22 protein-coding genes and 1 pseudogene are annotated in these 23,950 nt (G+C 67.2%); 7 read left to right on the plus strand and 16 right to left on the minus strand.

The window, feature by feature from the left end; translation table 11 throughout:
* Positions 1–323: 323 nt before the first annotated feature.
* From KCG34_RS11385 to KCG34_RS11395, 3 genes are all read left to right on the plus strand, one after another.
* Positions 324–2,540: a hybrid sensor histidine kinase/response regulator gene (locus KCG34_RS11385; protein ID WP_211940467.1), complete on the plus strand. Its 2,217-nt coding sequence runs from the start codon at positions 324–326 to the stop codon at positions 2,538–2,540.
* Positions 2,541–2,827: 287 nt separating this feature from the next.
* Positions 2,828–3,046: a carboxymuconolactone decarboxylase family protein gene (locus KCG34_RS11390; RefSeq protein ID WP_249138337.1), complete on the plus strand. Its 219-nt coding sequence runs from the start codon at positions 2,828–2,830 to the stop codon at positions 3,044–3,046.
* A 144-nt stretch (positions 3,047–3,190) separates the two neighbouring features.
* Positions 3,191–3,721: a helix-turn-helix domain-containing protein gene (locus tag KCG34_RS11395; RefSeq protein ID WP_211940468.1), complete on the plus strand. Its 531-nt coding sequence runs from the start codon at positions 3,191–3,193 to the stop codon at positions 3,719–3,721.
* On the opposite strand, the gene KCG34_RS11400 is transcribed toward KCG34_RS11395, so the two are convergent.
* The 14 genes from KCG34_RS11400 to KCG34_RS11465 all read right to left on the minus strand — a co-directional run bounded on the left by KCG34_RS11400 (position 3,638) and on the right by KCG34_RS11465 (position 17,837).
* A complete protein-coding gene (locus KCG34_RS11400) occupies positions 3,638–5,485 on the minus strand; it encodes a DUF3363 domain-containing protein (RefSeq protein WP_211940469.1) in 1,848 nt (615 codons plus the stop codon). The genes KCG34_RS11395 and KCG34_RS11400 overlap by 84 nt on opposite strands.
* 442 nt (positions 5,486–5,927) lie before the next feature.
* Positions 5,928–6,770: a lytic transglycosylase domain-containing protein gene (locus tag KCG34_RS11405; RefSeq protein WP_211940470.1), complete on the minus strand. Its 843-nt coding sequence runs from the start codon at positions 6,768–6,770 to the stop codon at positions 5,928–5,930.
* Position 6,771: 1 nt separating this feature from the next.
* Positions 6,772–7,287: a S26 family signal peptidase gene (locus KCG34_RS11410; RefSeq protein ID WP_249138310.1), complete on the minus strand. Its 516-nt coding sequence runs from the start codon at positions 7,285–7,287 to the stop codon at positions 6,772–6,774.
* Positions 7,284–7,760 (minus strand): DUF2840 domain-containing protein, encoded by a 477-nt coding sequence (locus KCG34_RS11415; RefSeq protein WP_211940471.1) that lies wholly within the window; start codon positions 7,758–7,760, stop codon positions 7,284–7,286. The genes KCG34_RS11410 and KCG34_RS11415 overlap by 4 nt, the downstream gene beginning before the upstream one ends.
* Complete coding sequence (locus KCG34_RS11420; protein ID WP_446686566.1) at positions 7,757–8,815, minus strand: replication initiator protein A; 1,059 nt, start codon at positions 8,813–8,815, stop codon at positions 7,757–7,759. The genes KCG34_RS11415 and KCG34_RS11420 overlap by 4 nt, the downstream gene beginning before the upstream one ends.
* A gap of 10 nt (positions 8,816–8,825) precedes the next feature.
* Positions 8,826–9,113 carry a helix-turn-helix transcriptional regulator gene (locus KCG34_RS11425; RefSeq protein ID WP_211940472.1) on the minus strand — a complete coding sequence of 96 codons (288 nt, stop codon included), beginning with the start codon at positions 9,111–9,113 and terminating at the stop codon, positions 8,826–8,828.
* 133 nt (positions 9,114–9,246) lie between these two features.
* Positions 9,247–9,741 (minus strand): DUF2285 domain-containing protein, encoded by a 495-nt coding sequence (locus tag KCG34_RS11430; protein ID WP_211940473.1) that lies wholly within the window; start codon positions 9,739–9,741, stop codon positions 9,247–9,249.
* 61 nt (positions 9,742–9,802) lie between these two features.
* On the minus strand, positions 9,803–9,994 hold the full coding sequence (locus KCG34_RS11435) for a transcriptional regulator domain-containing protein (RefSeq protein WP_211940474.1): 192 nt from the start codon (positions 9,992–9,994) through the stop codon (positions 9,803–9,805).
* A 188-nt stretch (positions 9,995–10,182) separates the two neighbouring features.
* Entirely contained in the window at positions 10,183–10,506 is a 324-nt protein-coding gene (locus KCG34_RS11440; protein WP_211940475.1) for a DUF736 domain-containing protein, read from the minus strand.
* A 596-nt stretch (positions 10,507–11,102) separates the two neighbouring features.
* The gene (locus tag KCG34_RS11445; RefSeq protein ID WP_211940476.1) at positions 11,103–11,603 is read right to left on the minus strand and encodes a hypothetical protein; all 501 of its coding nucleotides are present in this window, start codon (positions 11,601–11,603) and stop codon (positions 11,103–11,105) included.
* A gap of 429 nt (positions 11,604–12,032) precedes the next feature.
* Positions 12,033–12,974, minus strand: coding sequence for a DUF2493 domain-containing protein (locus KCG34_RS11450; protein ID WP_211940477.1), 942 nt, complete (start codon positions 12,972–12,974; stop codon positions 12,033–12,035).
* Between the two features lie 311 nt (positions 12,975–13,285).
* On the minus strand, positions 13,286–14,341 hold the full coding sequence (locus tag KCG34_RS11455) for a DUF7146 domain-containing protein (RefSeq protein WP_211940478.1): 1,056 nt from the start codon (positions 14,339–14,341) through the stop codon (positions 13,286–13,288).
* A gap of 72 nt (positions 14,342–14,413) precedes the next feature.
* Positions 14,414–16,486 carry a ParB/RepB/Spo0J family partition protein gene (locus KCG34_RS11460; RefSeq protein ID WP_211940479.1) on the minus strand — a complete coding sequence of 691 codons (2,073 nt, stop codon included), beginning with the start codon at positions 16,484–16,486 and terminating at the stop codon, positions 14,414–14,416.
* A gap of 148 nt (positions 16,487–16,634) precedes the next feature.
* The gene (locus tag KCG34_RS11465) at positions 16,635–17,837 is read right to left on the minus strand and encodes a DUF932 domain-containing protein (RefSeq protein ID WP_211940480.1); all 1,203 of its coding nucleotides are present in this window, start codon (positions 17,835–17,837) and stop codon (positions 16,635–16,637) included.
* Positions 17,838–18,164: 327 nt separating this feature from the next.
* Here KCG34_RS11465 and KCG34_RS11470 point away from each other — a divergent pair, with 327 nt between their 5' ends.
* From KCG34_RS11470 to KCG34_RS26175, 4 genes and pseudogenes are all read left to right on the plus strand, one after another.
* On the plus strand, positions 18,165–18,602 hold the full coding sequence (locus KCG34_RS11470; protein ID WP_249138311.1) for a helix-turn-helix domain-containing protein: 438 nt from the start codon (positions 18,165–18,167) through the stop codon (positions 18,600–18,602).
* The gene (locus KCG34_RS11475; RefSeq protein ID WP_211940481.1) at positions 18,599–18,928 is read left to right on the plus strand and encodes a HipA domain-containing protein; all 330 of its coding nucleotides are present in this window, start codon (positions 18,599–18,601) and stop codon (positions 18,926–18,928) included. Before KCG34_RS11470 ends, KCG34_RS11475 begins: the two co-directional genes overlap by 4 nt.
* A gap of 176 nt (positions 18,929–19,104) precedes the next feature.
* On the plus strand, positions 19,105–19,614 hold the full coding sequence (locus tag KCG34_RS11480; protein WP_211940482.1) for a helix-turn-helix domain-containing protein: 510 nt from the start codon (positions 19,105–19,107) through the stop codon (positions 19,612–19,614).
* 455 nt (positions 19,615–20,069) lie between these two features.
* Positions 20,070–20,447: pseudogene (locus tag KCG34_RS26175) on the plus strand (tyrosine-type recombinase/integrase); the annotation flags it as partial.
* 276 nt (positions 20,448–20,723) lie between these two features.
* Here the strand turns inward: KCG34_RS26175 and KCG34_RS11490 are convergent.
* Positions 20,724–22,136, minus strand: a complete 1,413-nt coding sequence (locus KCG34_RS11490; protein ID WP_211940483.1) for an HlyD family type I secretion periplasmic adaptor subunit — start codon at positions 22,134–22,136, stop codon at positions 20,724–20,726.
* A complete protein-coding gene (locus KCG34_RS11495; RefSeq protein WP_211940484.1) occupies positions 22,133–23,905 on the minus strand; it encodes a type I secretion system permease/ATPase in 1,773 nt (590 codons plus the stop codon). Before KCG34_RS11495 ends, KCG34_RS11490 begins: the two co-directional genes overlap by 4 nt.
* Positions 23,906–23,950: the final 45 nt, after the last annotated feature.

The raw sequence follows: 23,950 nt of genomic DNA on the forward strand, positions 1-23,950 counted from the left end.
ATGGCGCCCCCTGCTCCTGAGGACCTCTTATGCCCCTCCTGCACACTACCCGCCCAACGCCATGAGAGAATCAAGACCTTCGCCTAGATTGTGTCGGCCCAAGGCCGTCGCGGCTGCGGCGATGGTCGAACCGGAGCACCTCGCCCGAGACGGATTTAAGGATTCTGCTGAGCCCGAAGCGTTCAGCAAGGAACGATCGACCTGCGGCGGATTGACCAGCCTCCCAACTGATATTCTCTTTTTAAGCTGCACATTCGAAAACGGATTCAATTTCATAGAGACAGAAGTGGCAGCCGTGGCGCCTTCATCGCAAACCGAATGCCATGAGCGTTGACAAGGACGGTCGCAGAGCCGCTCCCGACGCGCCGTTCAATATCGCGACCAGCGTCGAGTTGGCCCTGGTCAGCACGTCAGGACGGCTGACTTTCGCCGTCCTATACGCCCTAGCCTCAGGCTTTTTGCAGGCGTGGTGGATTTCGGCCGCCTGGCTGGTTCTCGTGGTCGCCTGGGAGCTGCTCATCCGCCCCGCCCTGGACCGACGGGTTCTCGCCTTGTCCTCAAAGGCGGCGATGAACGCCTATGCAGCGGTCAATCTGGTGGGCTCCGCGCTCTTCGCCGCCATGGGGCTGATGGGGCTCGCGAACGGTTCGCCGGCAGGAATCGCACTGGCGGCGACCTGGCTGACCGGAAGCTTCATTAGCATATTCACCTATTTCGCCGCGGATCGTCGGATCTTGCTCGGCTGCCTTGCGCCTCCGCTTGCGGTGATGCTGGCGGGCCCCTTCCTTGCGCACGGCGTCAGTTCGCAGGCGATCATGATCGCGCTTCTGATCCTGGCCTCGCTGGTGTCCGCTCGTGGCTATGCGCTGGACCATCGCACGCTGACACGCACCCTCGCAGATCGGCAGATGGCGTTCATCGACGTCGAGCGGAAGCTGGCGGTGGCGATTGAGGCTTCAGGCGACGGGCTGTTCGACCTCGACCTGCAACGCGACGAAGTGCGGTTCAGCGCGACTTGGGCGGCCATGCTGGGCTACGGTCCGGGTGAATTGCCCGACCCCGATCCCGGCTGGCGACGGCATGTCCATCCCGAGGATCTGCCCTTGGTCGAGCAGGCTTATGCGGCTCACTTCCGAGGCGAAATCCCACACACGACCATCGAGCACAGAATGATCTGCCGCGACGGCCAGGCGAAATGGGTCCTGGCGCGTGGGCGTTTGACGGAGTGGACGCCGGATGGGGCGCCGGCCCGGGTGGTCGGCACCATGATGGATCTGACCGCACGCAAAACGCTCGAGGGTGATCTGGAAGCGGCGCGGGACGCCGCCGAGGCCGCCAACAAATCCAAAGGCGCCTTTCTCGCCAATATGAGCCACGAGATTCGCACCCCGCTGAACGGCGTCATCGGCACCGCCGGGGCCTTGTCCCGCCGCCCTCTGCCCGCCGATCAGCGGGAAATGGTCGACCTGATTGTGGCCTCCGCGCAAACCCTCGACCGCCTGTTGTCGGATGTCCTCGACCAGGCCAAGATCGACGCCGGCCAATTCCAGCTGGCGATGGCGCCGTTCGATCTCCAGCGGGAGATTGAAGTCGCGGCCGAACTGATGCGGGCGCGGGCCGATGAGAAAGGCGTCACCTTCACGGTCCAATATGGACCGTCAGCGCGTGGACTGTTTCAAGGCGACGCCGTCCGCCTTCGCCAGATCATCACCAATCTGGCGTCGAACGCCGTTAAGTTCACCGCCAACGGTGAAGTTCGTATCGATGTTGCGGTCGAACAATCGCCTGTAGCCGATGCTCCGGAAGCCCTCGTCATCAAGGTCGCCGACACGGGCATCGGCTTCGACGCCGAGGTCGCCTCGCGGCTGTTCACGCGTTTCACCCAGGCCGACAGTTCGATCTCGAAACGCTTCGGCGGCACGGGCCTGGGTCTGGCCATCTGCAAAGCGCTGACGGAGTTGATGCAAGGCAGGATCGACGTCGCCTCCGAACTCGGCGTCGGAACCCTCTTCACGGTTGAGATACCGCTGCGTCGGGTTCTGCCGCTGGCCGACTACGATCGCGGGCGGACCGGTGCTGTACAAAACAACGAACCTTTGTCGATCGAGGAACTCGAGGGCCTTCGCATTCTCTTGGCCGAAGATCATCCCATCAATCAAAGGGTAGCGCTGATGATCCTGGAACCCATGGGCGCCAGGGTCACCGTGGCCTGTGATGGTCGCCAGGCGCTGGACGCCTATGCGCCCGATCGCTTCGATCTCGTTCTCATGGACATGCAGATGCCGGTGATGGACGGCTTGGCCGCCGTGCGTGAAATTCGTCGGGTCGAGCGAGACCAGGATCGCGGCAGAATCCCCATCGCCATGCTGACGGCGAACGCGATGGAACAGCACACGGTAATGGCGCGTGAGGCCGGCGCAGATCACCTGATCGCAAAGCCGGTGACGCCCGACGGGCTGCTCGCCGGGATCCTGCTGACGCTGAACGGCGCTGATACGGCCAAGGACACCCGGGTCGCACCGACCGCTGGCTATACCTGAAGCATCTTGTCGGCTCAGTACTAAAGGCGCGCACCAGATCATCACAGGGTTGGACTTCCCCGGATCGGCCCACGCCCCGAAGGCCCCGCCAGTTTAGGCATGCTCGGAGCGAGTTCGCCCACGATCAAGCGAAGCGTGACTGGCAGCGCATCTCGGCCGTCACCGGCCTGCATCAGCGTCTGCTGATCACCGCATCTCCCCGCTCGGCATGAAAGCTATCTGAAAGCCGGGTCGTCTCCCCCGCGCTGCAGCACTTCACCGATGGCCTGCTCTTTCATGAGGTCTGGCTGCGACCGGGCCTTACCCCCAGGGATCGCAGCCTGGCGATGATGATCGCACTGGCGGCGCTCGGACAGTCGAACTTCCTGCCGGTCTATCTGGGTCGCGCCATCGAACACCGGCTGACGCAGGAGGAGTTCGGCGGGGCGCCGGCCCATGTCGCCTTCTATGCGGGCTGGGGCGCGGCCATTCAGGCGGCGATTACCGCAAAAGCCCTGTTTACATGATCAAGCGGGCTCGCCCTCGACGCTTGCCCCAGCCCCAGGATCCGACCTCGTTCAGTGTTCCCGCTGCCGCCAACCAGAAATTTGGGAGGTCCCGAGCACGCCAACCGTCGAGTCTCCACGAGCAGCATCTGCCAGGGAGCCTCCATGCCGGCCAAGCGCGAAATTCACCCCATCGACCACCATGTCGGCCGCCAACTCCGAAGGCTGCGCAAGGCGCGCGGCGTTAGCCAGACCGACCTGGCGACCGCCCTCGCCATCTCGTTTCAGCAGATCCAGAAATACGAAACCGGCGCCAACCGGATGAGCGCCTCGGTCCTGGTCGAGATCGCCCTGACGCTGAGGGCGCCGATCACGGCGCTGTTCGAGGGATTGCCCGAATTGGCCGCCCTGGACACAGGCGAAGGCGGCGCGGACCTGGCCGTTGACCTTCTGGCCTCCCCCTTCGGCCGCAACGTTGCGGCGCAGTTCCCGAGGCTGCCCCTCACGGTCCAGGAACGCATCGCCGCACTGCTCCACGCCCTCGCCCCGCCACCACCGCCCATAGGGATCGGCTACCCTGATTGGACCATGCCGCCCCGACGCTCGCACCGCTCAAAGCTCGAGGCCGAGATCCCTGCCGAGACGCCAGGCGACCCCGCCGCCGACCTCGATCGATCCGACGACCTCCCGCCCTAGCCGCCGCTCGATCACGGGCCGCCAGGGGACCAGCGTGAATTCATAGGCGTTCTCGACGACGGCGAACTTCCCGGACGCCAGCTCGACGGCGCCGGTGAAGCGGCCGCGAAAGTCCTCGCCCGCTGCGAGGCGACGGAAGGGCACGGCCTTCTCCACCGCCAGGGTCGCGCCCTCTCGGTCCAACTCCCGGTCTCGCAAGGTCGCCAGCAAGCCCGCCCGAAAGCGGATGCCGCCATCGGCGTCGCGCCAGGCCAGCCCCTGATCGACAAGCCGATCGGTCCGTCTTACCAGCGCTTGCTCGACCTCCGCTCCAAATCCCAGCGACGCCAAGACCAGACGGCGGCGGGCGACCAGTTCGCGATCCAGCCAGGTCGCGCCGTCAGCCGTCACCTGCTGATCGAGATCGAAGGCGGAGAGCACGCGCATGGCTGACTGGCGTCCGCGGCGAGCATCCAAGGCCTGGGCTTGCTGTTCGAAATCCTCGGGAATCGCCCAACGGTCCTCGCTGAGCCGCTCGACGATCCCGGCCCGTCGCAGGGCCTCTAGTCTGCGCACGTGGCTTTCGACGAAGTCTCCGGGATCGCCTGCGGGGTTGCTGAGCTCGCCGCCCTCAATCATCTGTCGATGCCGGCTTGGCTGATAGAAGCCAGTCTCGCCCGCAAGCTCGGCGATAGTCCGGTCGCCTGCCCTTACCTGAGCCTTGGGACCGATTTCGACGATCGCCCCGATCCGGACCTCATCGGCGTCGACTGAGCCCACATGATGTATACGTCCATCGACGCCATCGACGATCAAGGCGAGTCGGTCGCCGAGTTCGTCGGTCAGGTCCTTGCCGATCACTCGGCCGATGATCGGCTTATCGCCGGCGTCCAGTTCGAACGACGCCGTAGCCCGCGTCACGCCGCTGGCTCCCAAGGCGCGGTGGATCGCTCTGATGATGTCCCCACGCTCGCCAAGCTCGCGCAGGGTGGGCTCGAGCCTCTCCGACAGAACCCACACCCCGGGCTCGACTTCCGTCGCCAGTCCCAGCCGGCGAAGCACGCCAAGCCTGGCTAGCCTCAGGCTGCGATCGATCATGCCCTCTGCATCCCCGCCCTGGCGAAAATCCAGAACATCGCCCGAAGCAGCGTCCAGCATCGCTCGATCGATGCGGGTTACGCGCTCGGCGTCCACCTCAGCGCGGAGCTTGGTCTTGAGTTCGAGTTCAGTCTCTGGACCGAGCTCAAGGGTCGCTCGTTCCTGAGCCCGATACCGGAGACCATCGGTGATGTAGTCCTGGGCGATGACAAGGTCGGCGCCCCGATCGTCCTTGCCTCGGATGACCACGTGGCTGTGCGGATGACCGGTGTTGAAATGGTCGACCGCGACCCAGTCGAGCCGGGTCCCAAGATCCCTTTCCATCTGCGCCATGACATCGCGCGTGAAGGCCTCCAGATCCGCGAGCCGGTCGGCATCGTCGGGCGCGATGATGAACCGGAACTGGTGGCGATCGCCCTCGCCTCGCTCGACGAACGCGCGGCCATCCCCCCCTTCGCCGCCGGGGCCATAGAGGCGCCCACGTTCGCCGTCACGCGTCGTCCCATCACGCTGCAGGTAGCGAAGGTGGGCCTGCGCCGCGCGGCTGGCCGCCTTCAGCCTGACGATGCGCGCCTTGACGATGACCCGCCGGAATCGACCGGACGGTCCGCGGGTCGCTGCCTCGCGCTTTAGGCGGGTCGCGATCGCCTGGCCGCGGCCGATCCTCGAACAGCGTCCCTTCACCATTCGCGATCGTCCATGCGGCCCTGAGGCGCCATCGCCGCGCGCGCCAGCCTTGGACGCGGCGGTTAGCACCTGGGCGATGAATCCTTTCGGCCGACGATAGCCGCTCTGGCCTCGGTCACGGATGCGACCTGGCCTCAGGCGCAACGCTCGCTCCTCGTCGGAGCCGCTCATGACTTCCTGCCCGAGCCTAGCCTCGGCGAAGCTGTTGGCGTCGCCCAACTGATTGAATTTCCGATCAGATCTCCGATCCTGGCGCCGCGCCGGCAAGCCGCGGGCCCAAATCCAGTGTGCAGACAAGGACTTACGGGCGGCGCGAGGCGGCCTTTAATCTTGCCCTCCACGACCCCTGAAATTCGCGGGGATTCAACAGGAAGCCGAATAGACGAGATGCTGCGCAAAGACGCTCTGGCATACGAAAGCCCGCGTCGGACGCTGGTCGTCATCATTGAGCGGGCCTCCTATCCCGTGGAGGCGCAAAAAGTGGGCTTCGCAGCGCATCGGCACGGCTTTCAGCGCGCAAGCTTGCCGTGTCCCGACGGGCCGTCAAAAAGCTCAGACCAGCACGGTCAGAGTTCAGCGCTGGAGACCCCGGCGCTGCAAACAATCTGCGGATAGGGCGCTTCCCAGCTTGTTCATTCGCCGTCCATTCCGCGCCGCCCGCCCCGTCCAAAGGTGGCGACCCCACGCGCGCGGAAATGCCGGCCGACGACCTGGTGCGTACAAGGAGACCCCATTCCTGCGGCGAGGCCCGACGCATCTCAATCCAAGAAATGTCGCCGATGTCGATCAAGGCGGCGAGGCGCTCAAGGTAGCGGACCGTCTCGTCTGGCAGAGGCCTTGCTCCCGACCGGAAGGCTTCCCATCGCGCCGGCCCGGCATTGTAAGCGGCCAGAAATCCAGGCGAGCCATAGCGATCGAACAGCTGGCGCAGATAGGCCGCCCCGGCCAGGACGTTGTCGCGAACATTGAACGGATCGGCGCCCAGGCCGAGTTCGGCGCGCAGGTCGGCGAAGGTTGTCGGCGTCACCTGCATAAGGCCGATGGCGCCGGCGGACGACACGGCGCGTGCATCGCCGGCGCTCTCCACGTGCATGACGGCCCGCAGCAGAGGGATCGGCGCCTGGAACCGCCGCGAGGCTTCGGCGATGGCGAGCGAAGCTGCGCCTGCGCCAGATATCGGCGGTGAAGCTGCGCCGATCTCGCACGCCGCTACCGCGATAGCCGGGGCGGCCAGCAGCCAAAGCGCAGCGAGCAGAACGGACCGGAAGGGAGGGGTGGGACCCATGTCAGGCGCCTCTTCGGATCCAGATCGGGCGCGCGCGGCCGATGATGTTGCGAGCCGAAACCGGGCCGAAGTAGCGCCCGTCGAGGGAGTCGCGAACCGATCGATTGAGCAGGAACACCTGGCCCTGGCTGAGGGCGATGCAGCCCTGCCAGACTGGCAAGGTCCGCCCCATTCGATCCCGCGCCAGGGCCCATGCAGCGGCTTTCGCATCGACGCTCACCAGGGCGCCGATCCGGCAGACGGTTTGCCCAGGGCCGGCGGCGATGGTCTTCACCAGCGGCACGCCGACCGGCAGATAGCGGCGGTTCGCCAGAAAGGTCGCAAGGCCCGCTGGCGGGTCGAACACGACGAAATCTCCGACCGTCGGGCGCGCCATGGGATCGACCTGGTAGAGCCCGATCGGAACGCTGGCGCTCGCATTCCACAGCAGGAGGGGCTTTGGGTGGAACCACAGCCCGACGCTCATGAGACCGGCGCCGGCTGTGGTCATGGCCAGCCGCATTTGAACCGTCTTCATGGCGTGATGACCCGTCGGCCGATCCAGGCGGCGTGGCGGCACGGGGTGTAGTCTCGGGGCTCATCGCCCGCGGCGAGGCGCGCATGGACGTGCCGCCAATGGTCCGGACAGGCGTCCTTGGGATCGACGCCGAGCGCTTCGACCTGGTCGACGGCGGCGAGCACGCGCTGGACCTTGGGCCAGCCGTGAACGCGCAGCAGGCTGACGCCGCCTGGGTCCACCCAGGGGACGGTCACGATCGCTTCGCCCGGCGCGGGGGCGATCAGGATGTCGATGCGCGAGATGGCGGCGCCAAAGTCGTTCGCGGCCCAGCGCACGACGGCGAAGACGTCACCCGGCGCGAACCAGAGCGCACGCCGACGACGGTCCAGCATCTCTTCCTGAACAGAACGGCCGAAGCGGATCCAGCGCTCGATGCGCTCAGGGACCTGGAGCAACTCGACCCGGGTGAGATGTGAAGCGGCCGGTTTCAAGGCGCGCCATCCTCGTCGGAGGGCCTAGGCGATGGCGACAGGCGCGCTCTACTGAGCCGGCCAGAACGGCGAAGAACGTAAGGGTTAGACTCTTTGTTAGAGTCTAGGTTAGCGCGCCGAATTTGTGTGGCGACTCTGGGCGTTAGGCCCCGTTCGGGTTCCTGATGGCACGATAGGGTGGTTCCCGATAGCACGCGAGCTGGAGTTCCCGATGGCACGAGGCCATCCACAGGCGCAGCGGACTGAGCCGGCTCGAAGGCCAGGAAGAACCGCCGCGCCGCATCGACCTCGATGAACAGCTGATAGCCTGGGAGGGGCTGGCGCCTGACGATCTCGCGCAGCTCGAAAGCGAAGCGCTTGAACGGTGACAGCGCACCGGATTTCTGATGCAGGTGGACAAGGTCGAAGCGCCAGCCCTGCGCCTGGCGCCCGCCATGTTTGCGCACGAGCCGATAGAGCCAGCGCTCGAGTCCACTGGTCAGGGCGAAGTAGGTGCGATCGATGGTGAGCACCAGGCGCTCATCAAGCACGGCGCCGTAGAACCAGTCCGGAAGGATCAGTTCGACGCCGAGCGGGCGCCCGGCGCGGTCGAGCCGTTCCGTCCATTCGTTGAGCCACGAGAAGCGGTGCAGGCGCCGTCCCTCCGCCTGGCGAATGGAGGTGGCGATGGTGGTGGACTGCAGGCGATCGAACGCCGCCTTGATGCGGACGTAGTCGCGCACGGAGGATCGGCGGCCGATGAAGCGGAGAATCTCGTATGGCGTGGCGGTCATCAGCCGCGACGTCGCAAGGCCCTGGTCGCGCGCCTCGACGATCTGCGAGGCCGCCCAGATCAGGACATCGGCGTCCCAGATGGTGGCCATGCCATGTTCGGGCACCGCCTCGACGCGGATCACGACTGGGCCGCTGCGAAAGTCGATCGGCTGCAGGCGCGGCGTCTTGGCCAGGGAGAAGAACGGATAGGCCATCAGGTCCTGAAGGTCGCGCGGCGCAGGCGTCCCCGGACGAGGCGTGAAGCGGCGCAGCGGTTCGGCGGGGGGCAGGAAGTTGCGCACGGGGGGCGTCTCAGCGGACCACAAGACCGCGGAGCGAGGCCGACCCCGGCGTTTGCGGCTTAGCCGGCAGGACGCGCTGGCCGGTCTCGTCCGAAGTCGAGGATTTGGCGCCGCGGTCGACCCAGGCCTGCAGATCCTCGATGCGGTAGACCACCCGACCGCCGATCTTCGAATAGCGGGGGCCGGTGCCATAGGTGCGATGCTTTTCGAGCGTGCGCCCGGAAAGACCTAAAAAGCGCGCCGCCTCAGGCGTGCGCAGGCAGCGCGGCGGGATGCCGGGAATGGCGCCATTGGACATGAAGCGAGCCTTCGGTGTTTGACGGCGCCGCAAGGGGGCGCGCGGCGTTCGAGGGCGAGATTGGCGTAGCAGGCTGACCGCGAGGCGGGTCGAAAAAAGCCCTGCCGGCTTTCGACCCGGCGAAGGCGACATTTCAAACGGCCAGCAGCCTGCGATAACCGCCGGCCACCATGGCCTGGCCGTCACGGATCAGGCGCGCGGTGCGGCTTTTCAGGTGGTGGTCGTCGAAGGCCGCGCCGGGCGGGACCGCCGAGCGGCCGAACAGGGCTGCGGCGATATCGCGCCGGCGCGCGCCTGAGGCCCTGGCGTCGAGCGCCCGCAGCATCAGGACGAGGCGCTGGCGCTGGAGTTCGGTCAGTCCATCCTTGGGCCCAGCGGCGCTTCGCGCCGTCAGCGCACGCCAGAGGCGCGCGGCGCTAGCCAGGCGGACCGTGAAATGGTCATCCAAGGCGATGACCACGGCGATCGGCTGGCTGGCTGCAAGACCGGCCGGCGCCACGGCGACCACGGGATCGGACCGCTCGCCGAAGGTCAGATAGCGGCCGTCCGCCGCGATACGGTCATCGAGCGGCGCAAGGCTGGCCAGGCGAAGCGCAGCAAGCCCGGCGGGATCGCCCGCGAGCCGCACGGTGCGAGGGTTCGCCTCGGCGCGCCAGACGACGCCGGCGTCGGCGAAGGCCAGGGCCGGGTCAGCCGGGAAATCGCAGGCCCCAGGCCTCGCAGAGATTATCGGCGGCGCCGGCCAAGCCGCGCGCACTGGCGCGCCAGGCTTGGCGATAGCCTGGATTGCGACGCAGAAATTCCCAGGCGAGGCCGCACGCCGGCAGGGCGCGGAGCCGCTGGTAGACCGCCGCGTCCTGCCAATCCGTAGGGGTCGTCACGGGACGCCTCGCCAAAAGCGCGCCCTGGTTGAGCGCCGGGCGAGGTTCGCCACACACGGCGTGGACGAGTAGCCGGCCGAGCCCGAACAGGTGTTCGGCCTTACCGAACACCCGCCGCCCCAGCGGCGGCGCTATTGCGTTCAGTTGGCAGGGAGGGCGCCCGCTCCTGGGAGCGGGCGCCCATGTCGTCAGTCCTTGTTGGACTTGGAGGGGCGGGACCAGATCAGGTTGTGGGTCTCGCCGGTCTCGTCCGCGAACAGGTTGGCGAAGATGGGTCCGGTGAAGCTCGGATCGTCCAGCTTCAGGCCGAGATAGTCGCGGCCCTCGTTGGAGCGCTTGCTCCAGGCGGCGCCGATCTCGGCCCGGCCGACGAACACACGGTGGGTGGGGGCGCTGTCGCCTGAGCGGCTGGTTTCCGGAACGATGCGCACGCCCTTGGCCTGGACACTGAGGGTGACGATTTCGCCGGTGTACTGGTCGCCGGACTTGGTGAAGGTGCCGATGGTCGCCATGGTAGGTCTCCTTGAGGTTTGTCCCGAGCGCCGCGCCCATCGCGGCCTCGATGGCGATCGAAGGACCGAAGGCGATCGGCGCCGCACCCCAGGCCCGCCTGCGGGCGAAAGGGGCCGCAGCGACAGCGAAGGGGGCCGGGCGGACGGGATTCTTGGCCCGCGAGGAATGGGCGAAGCCCAGGGGAAGAATCTCGTCCGCCCGGCGTTGCGGTCCCAGCCGATCGAGGCGAAGCCGGCCTTCGGTCAGATCAGGCCATCCAGAGGCGGCGGGATGCGCGCATCCGGGTCTGCCGATCCAGGGCCACGCTGTCGACGCGCTCGACGCCCGGGCAAGGCCTAACGGCCACTTGGCGCGCGCTCGGCGGCTGCCGCGTGCAGATAGGACGGTGCTGCATTCTTCGGTTCTGCCGGCCGCGGGATCGCCGCGGCCCTTACCCTCGGATTATCGGTGCGCCGGGTCCGCCATCAGCTCGGGCTTACAATGCTCGAACAGGCTGCGTCCTGGTCGCAGGCGGCGGGCCGACCTTGCGGCGCCATCACCCTCAGCCGGCACAGCCTAAGCCCGCCGCCCAATGCGACTTGGTCTGGTCCGCCCCTCAGCGTCCAAAATGGCCAGACGAACCAAGCGCCCGTCGTGAGGGGGCTGTCGCTCTCCATGACGCCAACCGCATCCGGGCGGCCGCGCCGGTGGCGATCGCCCCCAAGGCGGCGAACAGCGCACGCCAGACGGCGCCGGAGGCGTACGGCGCAAAGCTCCGGCCGGCGAACCAACCCGCGAGGACCGCGGATGACATAAAGATGAGGGCGGCGATCAGGCGCAGACCGAGCCAGGGCGCCGAGCCATAGGCAAGGCGGATCAAAGCCAGGCCGAAGACGCCCGCAGCCAGGCCGATCGCCATGGCGCCAATTGGGCCAAAGCCGGCGTGCAAAGCCGCGGCGGCGGCGCTGAGCCCGATGAAGAACGGCGCCGCATAGACAGCGAGGTTGAAGACGATCCAGGCGACGGCGCCGAGCCCCGCCATGCAGGCGAGCAGATTGAACAGGGTCATGGTGGAGGTTCTTTGCAAAAGCGGGACGAGCCGCGCCTCCACCACCACCGCGGCGCAAGACGAGTCTCGCCTGACGCCGGTTTGGGCGCAATCGGCGAAGGCGGTGCTCGCGGAGGCTGGTGGGGCGGGACGTGCGCCGGGGGAGCGTTGGCCAGGCGCGCGCCGACGAACGAAAGATCGACGGCGGATCGTCCTCGCGCGCCATGGCGCCTGGGTGTTGGAGGGACGCATGAAGCCCGGGGAAGGCAGAGCTATGCCGGCGCTTCCATCCCGCGAGACGCACCTGATCAAGAAGGCGGTGGACGATCGCCATCCAGGTGATCGAAGAGCGTCCGAGCCCCTTTCCATCCTTCTCCGACATGGCCGAGATGAAGGCATTGCTCGCCGAGCGCTCGCCGTCCGAAGTCGAGCTCATGACCTATAGGCGCTCGGCCGCGATTGCGATGTCTGGCCGAGCGCCGTGACCTGCGGCGCCCTTTAGGCGCCGCCTCGCCTGCGAAAGTCGAACACCGGCACGCCGAGCTTCCTGGCCTTGTCGGCGAGGTTGTCCTGGATGCCGCCGCCAGGGAAGACCACCACCCCGATCGGGCTTTGCGCCAGGACCACATCGTTGCGTTTCATTGGCGCGGCGCGTTTGGAGTGCGTCTTGAAATCCGGCCGGAAGGCGACTTCGACGACGCCCCGCGTCGCGGCCCATTTGGCGGCGATCAATTCGGCGCCGGTGGAAGCGCCCCCGTGCAGGAGCACCATGTCGGGATGCTTGGCATGCACCCGGTCCAGCACGCTCCAGATCAGGTGGTGATCGTTGCAGTCGGCTCCGCCGGAGAACGCGATCCGCGGTCCCTGCGGCAGCATGATCTCGGTCTCGGCGCGGCGGCGAGCGGCCAGGAAATCGCGGCTGTCGATCATGGCGGCGGTCAGCGTGCTGCGGGTCACGAGCGAACCCGCGCGGGGGCGCCAGGCCGAGCCGGTGTGCGCTTCGAAGTGCTGGATCGCCAGTTCGCGCATGGACTCGAGGGCGTTGCGCCGGTCGATCAGGCCCCGTCCCTCGTCGAGGAGGTCTTCGAGTTCGACCGAGCGAACTTCCGAGCCGTCCTGCTCCGACTGGCTGCGCTTTTGCGCATGCTCGTTCTGGTCCAGGCGGCGTTCGAGCCGATCGACCGTTCGATGAAACAGATTGACGGCGGACCAGAGGAGTTCGCCAAGATCCGTCTCCAGGCTGGTGTCGACGCAAGCCGTGACCAGGGCGTCGAAGATGTCGCTGATCGCCGCCTGAACAGTCTTTTCGTCCGGTACGCCCGCCGCATGGCCGGAAGTGTTTGAGTTCAGCCCGAACAGCTGCGCGCGATCGAGCACGGCGGCCGTTTGTGAAACCTCGTGCTCCGGCTCCTGATCGATGAAGTCCAGGGGATCGTCCATAGTGCTTGCCCTTCGCGTCTGGCCGCGCCCATCGCGGCCGTTTGCGGCGCGGCGAAGAGCGGGGGCGCAGTGAACCGGCACCCCCGGCCACGGGCCGGTGGCCGGCGGCCGGAGCGGCAGCGAAGGACGGCGTAGCCGCGCCATTTTGCCTGGCGATGCAAAGGCGGCCCTCTTTCGGCCGCCGGCGGAAAATGGCGCGGCGCAGCCGTTGCCGGACCGCTGCGCCTCCGCTCCGATCGCAAGCTCAAAGAAAGGCAGCATGGGGCGGTCGGGCGCGATGGCCAGCCTTATCGCCGCCAGGCCGGACGCGGTCAGCCCGAAATCAGGTGCGGCGCAGCAAAACGGTTCAGGTCGGCCGGGTCGATCTGGGTGGCAAGATGGGCATGGAGTCCCTTCGCGCCATGCCGGGCGAGATCGGCGTTGAAATCATCGAGCGCGGGCTCAAGGACGAGCACACCGATTCCAGCCTTTTGCGCGCGCAAGGCCAGACGATCCGTGGCCAGGAAGCCCGCCGAATCGGCGTCGCGGGCGATGTAGAGGCGCTTCAGGCCAGGCGACCACTCGACCAGCGCGAGATGGTTGGCTGACAAGGCCGCGGCCATGGGCATGCGGGGAAGGACTTGCCGCAGAGACAGGACGGTCTCGATTCCCTCGCCAACGGCCATAACCTCATGGGCCAGGCCGAAACGAACAGCGTTGCCAAGCAGACGGCCCATGGCCCGGCGCGGTGATGGCACGTCGGCCTTGTCCTTCGTGCGCCAGTCGAGCCAGGTCCGGTGAACACCGCAAATCTGGCCCTCCAGATCGGTCACCGCGGCGATCATCGCCGGCGTCACCCGCCGCTCGCCCGGGAGGGCCTCGCCAGGTTCCGCGACGCGCCAGCACCGTGGATGGAACCGCAGGCTCGCGCAGCCCCGCAGATCAAGTATCCCGCGCCCTCGCAGATAGTCGGCCGCAAGCGTGCCTTGGATCGGCCCCGCCATGGCGAAGAGCCGTCGGCTCGCCGCCGAGCGATCCTTGGCCACGCTTGCGTACCCGCTCGCCTCTGTGATCGGCGTTGGTTCTGCTTCGCCAAGGAACCTTCGGGCTTCGGCCAGGACCTCGTGAAGGCTCGCCAGGGCGAGCCGCCGGCCGATCAGATCGAGCAGATCGCCATGCTCGCCGGTCGCCGCGTCGGTCCACTTGCCGGCCGGCGCGCCGTCATGCGTCTTGTGCAGCCGAACATAGAGGCTGCGCCCCGGTGAATTGGCGACATCGCCGACCACCCAATAGGCGCCTGCCCGCCGGCCCTTGGAGAGGTAACAGCGGCACACCGCCTCGGCGCGATCCGCCAGACGCTTCGAAAGTTCGGCTGCGCTGTCAATCATGAGCCGGCCCTCAAAATAAACTGGGCCCGCCGGCGGCGGCGGGCCCAGGGAATAGTCCGGATGCTCTGTCGGCTATTCCGCCGCGATCGGGGGGGCTTCGATCGGGACCTCGGCATCATCACCGGCTGCTACGGCTTCGACCATGGCCGTTTCGCGGCCGTCGGCCGCCATCTCTTCGACCGGCACGGCCAGGGCCACCCGGACCCAGGCCGGCGCGCGGCCGGGGGTGCGAAGCGGCTCCGGCAGCCAGCCGAGGCCAGCGAGCAGGCCCTCGGCCGCCTCCGCCATATCTGTCTTCTTCAGCGGCTCGATCCGGCTGGCCGCCGCCGCGCCGCAGGCCTCGGCCACTGCGCCGAGGATGCGGGCCTTGGAGACACGGCCCAGGAAGGAGGAGACGGTCGGCGCCCAGCCGGCGGCGACCATGTCGAGATCCAGGGCCTCGGCCAGGCGATCGGCATGGGCGAGCGCGCGGGGTTTGCGATTATAGACCTCGTAGACGGCGTTGACCGATTGGGCGACGCAGTGGGCGAACAGGGCCTGACGGCTGTCGCTGTCGAAGGCCTGGAGCGCGCCCCAGAGATGTTCGGCCTCGGTCGGCAGCGCCTGAACCCAGGCCTTGCGCCGCGTCTCGATGGCGACCGCGGCCGAACAGTCCGCAAGGTCCGGCGCCTGGGCGGAAAAGGTCGTGTGTTTGACGTCCAGTTCCAGGCAGCTGTCCTGGCCATAGCGGTAAAAAAGCTTGAGGCACAGGGCGTGCAGCGCCGCGAGGAAGGCGACGTCCGGGTTGGCGCCGAGGGCTTCGCGAAGCGCCACTGTGCGGTGAGCGGTCAGTTCGGTCAGTAGCCGGTCGGGGATCGGCCGGACGCCCTCATCCTCTTCGGCATCGACTGCGCTGGCCGGCGGCGCTACGCCTTGCTGATCGCCTTGGCCGTCCTCATCTTCGGCGGCGCCGCCGACCGCGGCCACCGGCGGCTCATCCTCGGGACGAACATAGCCGCGCTCGACCCGCAAGGCGCCAGAACCGTCGATGCTGACGAAGGCGCCGGCGATGGCGATGTCCGCGGGATCGAAGGTGGCGGGCCGTTCGTCGAACGCCGCCAGCGCCGCCTCCAGTTCGCCCAGCCGCTCATCGACTTCGGGCGGCAGGTCTTCGGTGTCCGCCCACTTCGCCTCCAGTTCGTCGAGTTCGGTCTGCAGGGCTGTCCGCGCGGCCTCTTCCTCTTCGGTGAGCGGCGGTACCTCGCCCCGCAAGGACCGCAGACCGAAGGTGCGGTCGTAGGGCAGGTCTGATGCGACCTCGATCCACCGCCACCCCTCGGCGCGGACGGCGTTGGCCTCCCGGTCGAGCTTCTCGGCGACCAGGCGGTCCAGCAGGGCCGCATCCTGCAGCCAGCCGCCGTCATCACGTTCGAAGAGGTCGCGCAGGATGTCGCCGCCGGCCTCCAGATAGGCTTCAGGCCCTATGAACAGCACCCGCTTGTCGCCGAAGCGGACCGCGCCCTCCGTGAGGATGCGCCGGATCATATAGCCCGGCATGCCGTGGGATTGGCGAAGGCGGTCGAACACCTCCTCCTGGCGCTGATGGTCGGCGCTGACCGTGAAGGCCATCAGCTGCTCGAGGGTCATGCCGTCTTCGGCATAGACCTCCAAAAGCTTCGGCGAGACAGAGGCCAGGCGCAGACGTTGCTTGACCACGGCTGCGGTCGTGAAGAACGCCGCCGCAATGTCCTCCTCGGATTGGCCCTTTTCCCGCAGCGCCAGGAACGCCCTGAACTGATCCAGCGGATGCAGTGGCGCGCGCTGCACGTTCTCGGCCAGGCTGTCTTCCTCTGCGACGCCACCTTCCCGCACGACGCAAGGCACCGGCGCCGTCTTGGCCAGCCGCTTCTGCTTGACCAGCAGCTCCAGCGCCCGGTAGCGCCGACCACCCGCCGGCACCTCGAACTTGCCGGTCTCCTGGCCGTCGGCGCCGACGACGGCGCGCACGGTCAGGCTTTGCAGCAAGGTCCGCCGGGCGATGTCCTCGGCCAGCTCCTCGATGGAGACGCCGGCCTTGATGCGCCGCACGTTCGACTGGGACAGCACCAGCTTGTTGAACGGAATGTCCCGCGAGGCGGAGAGGACGATCTTGGAGGATTGGGTCATGGACTTCGAGCTCCACGACGGGCGGCCGGGAGACCTCTCTCGGCCTTTCGAACCCGTCACAGAGCTCAGCCCACCCTTTCCTCTCGAAGGCTGCAGCCGCAACGGACCTTGGCCGCGGGATCTGCTGGCGAGTCCCGCGGCGCCGGTGTCAGCGAACGCAGGCGAGAAGCTTGCCGGCCCGCCCTTCCAGCTCCAGACGATCATCCTGGTGTGGCTTGGTCCGAGCGAACGCGGTGATGCCCTGCACGAAATCGAACACAGACTCGGGCGGGCGTCCCTCCTCCTTCAGGACGGTGGCGATGACCTTGTCCGCTTCACCCTTGGAGAAGCCACGGGTGCGTAGGAAAGTCTTACGCTCCTCGTCCTTGCGCGCCACGATGCGGTCCCGGGCTGCGCGGATGCCTTCGACGAACGGCGTCGTCGAGGCGTTGGCGAAGCGCTCCAGCGCCGGCTCGGCCTCATGGGCGAAGCGGCTGGCGGCGAACTTGCTGTGGCGGATGGAGATCTCCTCAAAGCCCTCGGCGCCCCAGATGTTGCGGTTCATGCAGACCCCGCGCAGGTAGAAGGTCGCCATGCCGAGGGTCTTGGAACCGACCTCGGAGTTCCAGCAATAGAAGCCCCGGAAATAGAGATCCGGCTCGCCGTTCGAGAGGCGCCCAGCCTCGATCGGGTGGGTGTCGTCCACCAGGAACAGGAAGACGTCGCGGTCGCTGGCGTAGAGGGTGGTGTTGTCCTTGGTCACCTCGACGAACGGATTGTGGGTCATCGAAGACCAGTCGAGGACGCCCGGCACCTTCCAGCGGGTTTCACCGGCGCCATCGCCGGCGAGTTTCATCACCGCGCCGACCAGCTCATGGTCCCAAATGCGGCCATAGTCCGGCCCGGTGACGGCGCGAAGCTCGGTCCGCCCGTCCGCCATCTCCAGGGTCTTCACCAGCTCCGCCCGGTTGGAAAGCAGGCCGTGCTGGAGGTTGATGCCGGCCAGTGCTGCGGGCAGTTCGCGCAGATAGCCGGACGGCGCGCCGGCCAGGCCACAAAGCTGGCCGAACGACCAATGGGTGGGCGCGAGGGGCTCAGGCGCGCCCGGTGCGATGAGGGTCAGCCCCTCGGGGTTGTCGCCGGCCGCTTCGACGCGGAGGCTCGTCGCTTCGATGGTGCGGACGGCCGCGCGTTCGGCGCGCGATCGCACCGCCTGATAGAGGTCGGTGAGCGAGAGATAGCGCTCATCGTCCGGCCGCGAAAACCATTCGGATGAGACCCGACCGATCCGCTGCCCGCGGCTGATATCGACCTTGAAGCCGCTCTGGACGGGCGCGCCTTCGCCCCACAGGGCCCTGTCGTCGTAGGTCATGGTTATACTCCCTAATGACGGGCGGCCGAGAGCCTCTCTCTCGAGCCCAAACCTCGTCGCTGGGAACCCAGCCGCCCTCCTCTCGCCCCAGATCAGCGCCACCGCCTTGCCCGATCGCCCCAGGGCGTGCAGCAGCCCGGGGCGAAGCCCTGCAAAAGGAAAATGAAGACCGCCAGGAGCCGCGCATGCGCGGCGGGAAGCGTCGACGGTCGGCCAGCGGCGGCCCAAAGGCCGCCCGAAGGGTCGAACCCGCAGGAGGAGCAACGCGACGGGACCGAGCGCGACCGCTGGACGATCACCGTATAAGATCGGGCGTCATCGCCGAGCGTGGAATTGCGCCTGTTGTTTGAGGCGCGCGCACCTTTGCGAAGGCCCCTTCATAATGTAAACATCTGTTTGCGTAAACATCATTTGGCGCAAAGGGATGTTTACATGCCAACGCCTCATCATCCGCCTCTCGCGGTCCGCCGCGCGCTGCGCAAGCTTGGCGGGGACATCAAGGACGCCCGCAAACGGCGGGGTCTTACCGCTGAGATCGTCGCCGAACGAGCCTTCACCACGCGCCCCACGCTGCAGAAGATCGAGGCGGGCGAAGAAGGGGTTGCGATCGGCATCTATGCTTCCGTCCTCAATGCGCTCGGCCTTCTCGACCATCTGGGCCAGATCGCCGATCCGTCGCTCGACCTGGTCGGTCAGCAGCTGGCCGCCGGCGCATTGCCGATCCGCGTCCGGCGCCGATCGCTCCGGCCAGGCTCCAAGTCATGACGGACATCGAAGTTCACCTCGATCGCCGCGGTGTTCCGATGCGCGTCGGCACGCTTCGTCGCACGCCTCGCCGGGGCGGCGAGACGGTCGTGTTCGAGTATCACCCCGATGGGCTGGCCGATCCTGACGGTTTCTCGCTCGAGCCCGCCCTGGCGATTGGCCCGGGCCCATTTGTTCCGGCCGCAGGACAGAGCTTCTTCGGCTCGATCGGCGACTCGGCTCCAGACACATGGGGTCGCCGCGTCATGCAGCGGGCTGAGCGCCGCAGGGCGGAGATCGAGGGCCGGCCGATCCGGACGCTCAGCGGCAGGCCTGGGGGCCCTTGAGCCAAGCCCCGGCTCGCGCAGGTCCGGGAAATGAAAGGCGCCCCCCAGACCTAGGTGAACTTTCCCGCCGACAGCGCCAGCTCCAGCGGCCAACGACGGGGCGCAGGTGACTGCGCAAGTCTGGGGCAGACGCCCTCAAGGGTCTCGCCCCGCCATTCCCCGCCCTTGGCGCCAGATTGCACGATGCCGAGTTGGCTCGACTTGAGGTGAGCCAAAGCCTGCGCATCATTCCAAAGCGGATGACCGCAGCTTCAGTAGCGGGGGCTTATGCAGCCCACGATCGGGTCCGCCACGCAGGACAAGAGGGCGTCGCCATGGCCCAGGCTAAGCCGGAACACGGCGCCGTAATTGGTGTAAGGACCGAGGCTCGCATCGACCATGCATTCGCGGACAGGGCCCTGATCACCGCGCTGGCCGCCGCGGCGCTGCTGGGGCTCGATGTCAAAACGCTGCGAGCGCTCACAGATGCTGAGGTCATTCGCGCTGTAACCGTCAATAGAGTTCGCCGCTACTCGGAAGCGGAGATCCGTCGCTATCTGATCGAAGGACCGTCAGCACCGTGTCCGTCTACAAACCGCACACGAGCCCCCACTTCCAATACGACTTCCAGCTCAAGGGTCGTCGGTATTTCGGAACTACGGGCGAAACGTCTCGCCGCAAAGCAGAGACCTTCGAAGCGGAGCTGAAGCGGCGCGTCCGCCTCGGCGAGCCCTTGGACAAGCCGGTCCCGACGTTCGATGTGGCGGCGGCCCGCTGGTTTTTGGAGGTCGGCCAGCATAACGCCAGCGCCAACGATGCGGAGCGGCGGCTTGCGACGGCGTCATCGCTGCTTGGCGGCCACAGACTGCTGACGGAAATCGACGGCGACCTTCTCGCCCACGCGGTCCGCAAACGCCGCGGTCAGACCACCCGCCGAGGCCGCAAGCCATCGAACAAGACCGTCAATGACGATGTCGTGCGCGCTGTGCGCCCAGTGCTCCGGCGCGCTGGACGGGTGTGGGGCGTTCGCAACCTGCCCGAGATTGATTGGGGCTCGCTGCTCCTGCCCGAGCCGAAGCCCAAGTCGCGCGAGTTTAGCCCGGCGGAGATGGAGGCCTTTCTGACGGCCCTCCCCGAGCACTGGCGCGACTTCGCCGCCTTCATGTCGCGTTACGGCTGCCGCTTAGGCGAGATGTTCTTCAGCCTTGCCGATCTTGATCTGCAGGGCGGCCGCGTCACCTTGCGGGAGCGGAAGAACGACGAGGACCATGTCATCCCGCTCCTCCCGGAGGATGTGAGCATGCTGGCCGCGCGGGCCAGCCGCGCACGAGCCTTGTCCAACCGCTTCGACACGGTCTGGTTTCGGGAGCTCAAGGGCGGTCGGCTGAAGGCGCTCACCTATTATGGCGCGCTGGCTGCGCTGCATAAGGCGCTCGCCGCCGCAGGCTTAAAATCAACCGGACGCCGGGCGCGTGTCCATGACCTGCGTCACCATGCCGGCACGGCCATGCTCCGGGCGACGAACAATCTTCGCACGGCTCAGCGCCTCCTCGGCCATTCGAGCATCCAGTCGACGCTTCGCTATGCCCATGCCTCGGAGACGGATTTGCGCGAGGCCCTTGAAAAGGTGGCATTGCAAAAGTCCCGGCCCAGTCCCGATCCAGGATTTTCGGAACCCATTCAAACTATTGATAAAAATGATCAAGCGGGACGCTCGCCAAAAGCTTTTAAGTCCGTTGCGTCTACCAATTCCGCCACGCCCGCGCGGCCTGAGGCTATAGCGGGCCGCGTCGGGTGGGCCAACGGTTTCCGCGGGCTACTGCTCCTTCATCCCGTGCCGGAAGGCTTCGGTGATTGGCTCTGCCAGGTAGCTGAGCGCTGTGCGCCGCCCGGTATTGATGCCGACCTCGACCGGCAGGCCGGGGATCAGGCGCATCTCGGGATAGTCCTTGAGCGCCTTGGCGTCGACCGACAGCATCACCGCGAAATAGGGCTGCCCCTTTTCATCGACCAGCCGGTCGGCGGAGACGGTCTCCACCGTTCCCGTGATCACCGGCAGGCGCCGCTGGTGATAGGAGCTGAAGTTGATCCGCGCGGTCATGCCCTTGGTCACCCGGTCCGCGTCCTCGGGCCGCACGCGGGCCGAGACATCCAGGGTGTCGTTCTGCGGCACGATCTCCATCACCGTCTCGCCGGGCTTGATCACCGCGCCGACCGTATGGACCGCGAGCCCCACCACGGTCCCGTCGACAGGCGCCGTAAGGGTGGTGTGGGTGACGGTGTCCTGGGCGGCGTGCAACCGGTCGATGGCGTCGAACTTGCGCGTCTCCACATCGCGCAGGTCCTTGACCACGTCGCTCAGCTTCTGGTCCTTGAGGGTGATGCCCTGCAGGCGGTTTTCGCCGTTGCCAGCCTCCATCTGGGCGATGCGGCCGGCCAGCTGGCCATCCTGGCCGTCCAGGTCGGCGGCTTGGCGCTGCAAGGCCAGCAGGCGGCTGATCGGGACGTAGCCCTGGTTGTACAGCCCCTCGACCGCGTTGAGTTCCTGCTTGATCAGGGCGCTCTGCTTCTGCACCGCCACCCGCTCGGCCTTCATGCCGTCGATGGTGCGGTCGTTCTCAGCGGTGCGCTGGCCATAAACGCCGATCTGCTGGCTCAGCGAGGCGTTGCGCACCTTGAAGGCGTTGACTTCGCCGGCCATGGCGGCGGCCACGGCCGGATCGGACCGGCGGGCCATCAACTCGGGCGGGAAGGCGATCGCCGATTTGCCGTCGCGTTCGGCCTCCAGCCGCGCCTCCTCGGCGGTCAGGGCGTCGACCTGGCCCTGCAGCACCGACAGGTTGGCCTTGGCCAGGACATCATCCAGCAGCATCAGGGTCTGGCCGGACTTCACCACCTGGCCCTCGCTGACCAGAATCTGTTTCACGGTTCCGCCCTGCAGGTGCTGGATGGTCTTGCGGTGGGTCTTCACGACCACCTCGCCGTGAGCAAGGATGGCGCTCTGCAGCGGGGCGAAAGCAGCCCAGGCGAAGGCGAGCAGCAGGAAAACCAGAAGGATCCGTCCCTGGCCGATCACGGCGCCTGTACGCATGAAGCCGAGATCTTCCCCCGTCATAACCGGGGCTTCGTCCTGCGAGGGATCCAGGCCGAACAACCGCAGGGTCCTGCGCCAGGCGGACGATCCGCCAGACGTGGATGCGGACAAGGGAGGCGCGGGCTCGGCGCTCATTCGGCCGCTCCCTTCTTGGACTCTCCCGCATCGGGCCGGGGACGGGTGAACACAGCGCCCTGGAACGGCGCGGGCGAAGGTTGGGGCGCGACGGGAGCGAACTGGGGCATGACCTCCTGCACAGGCCCAAACGCGGCCATGGCTCCGTTGGGATGCATGACCAGGATCTTGTCCACATTGACCAGCACGTTCGGCCGGTGGGCCACCACCACCACAGTCACGCCCATCTGCTTCAGCTGGACCAGGGTCGCCACCAGCGCCTGCTCGCCGATGCTGTCCAGATTGGCGTTGGGCTCGTCCAGCACCACCAGACGCGGGTCGCCGTAGAGGGCGCGGGCTAGGCCGATGCGCTGGCGCTGGCCGCCTGACAGGAAGTGGCCGGCCTCGCCGATCTCGGTCTCGTAGCCCTTGGGCAGGGCCAGGATCATGTCGTGGGCGTGGGCCAGCTGGGCGGCGCGCACGACGGAGTCGGGATCGGGTTCGGTCATGCGGGCGATATTCTCGCGCACCGTGCCTCCGAACAGCTCCACGTCCTGCGGCAGATAGCCGATGTAGGGGCTGAGCGCGGCTCGCGGCCAGGCGAAGATGTCGGCGCCGTCCAGGCGCACCGAACCGCTGGAGCAGGGCCAGGCCCCGACCAGCAGCCGGGCCAGGGTCGACTTGCCCGAAGCCGAGGGGCCGATCAGGCCCATGGCTTCGCCCGGCGCAAGCTCGAAATTGACCCCGGCGACGACGATGCGCCGGGTTGCCGGCACTACGTACTGAACGCCGCTGGCGCGCAGGCGCCCCTCCGGCGGCGGCAGGGGCATGCCCTCCTCGCGCTGCGGGGCGTTGTTCAGAAGGTCGTTCAGCCGGGTCTGGGTCAGGCGCAGGCCGACGATGGTCTTCCAGCTGGAAATCAGGATCTCGATCGGCGAGACGGCGCGCGCGCCGATGATGGTGGCGCCGATCATCACGCCGCTGCTGGCGTGGTACTCCAGAATCAGGACCGCGCCGACCGTCATCAGGGCGATCTGCAACAGCACCCGGATCGACTTCGACACCGCGGCGAGCCTGGCGTCGCGCTCCGAGGCGGCTGCGTTCAGCCGAAGGCCGGCCAGCCACTGCTGGCGCCAGCGGGAAATGAAGGCGCCGGACATGCCCATGCCTTCCAGAACCTCGGCGTTCTGGATGCCGGCCTCAGCGAAATTCTGGGCGCGCAGGTTCTGGTTCAGCGCCTGAGTCAGGGGCCGGTTGGTGACGGCGTTGTTGAGGAAGGCGATGCCGGTCAAGACCAGGCCGCCGACCAGCACCACCACCAGGTAGGCCCAGTGCAGGAAGAACAGCACGACGAGGTAGATCAACAGGAACGGCACGTCCATCAGGGCGCCGCTGGTCGGACCGCCGATGAAGCCGCGTACCGTGTCGACGTCGCGCGCGCCGTTGCGATAGGCGGCCGAGCCGACCTGGGAATTCATCGCGATCATGGCGCGCAGCACCCGGTCCGACAGGGCGTCGGCCACCTGCATGCCGGTGCGGAACAGGAGCCGCCGGCGCAGGGAATCCAGAACGCCGCCGACGGCGATGGCCAGGGTCGCGGCTATGGCCAGCAGATAGAGGGTCGCCTCGCTGCGGCTGGTCAGCACGCGGTCGAACACCTCGAGCATGAAAAACGAGCTGCTGAGCGCCAGGATCGCCATGACCGCGCTGAAGGCCAGGGCGAACCCGAACGCCCGCTTGTGCGTGCTCAGGACCTCCAGAACTGGATCGGCTTTGACGCTGGCTGCCACGCTGATCGGGTCTCCCTGGCGAGCTTTTAGGGCGCATTCGGCGGA

The organism is Phenylobacterium montanum (genome assembly GCF_018135625.1).
Lineage (GTDB): Bacteria > Pseudomonadota > Alphaproteobacteria > Caulobacterales > Caulobacteraceae > Poindextera > Poindextera montana.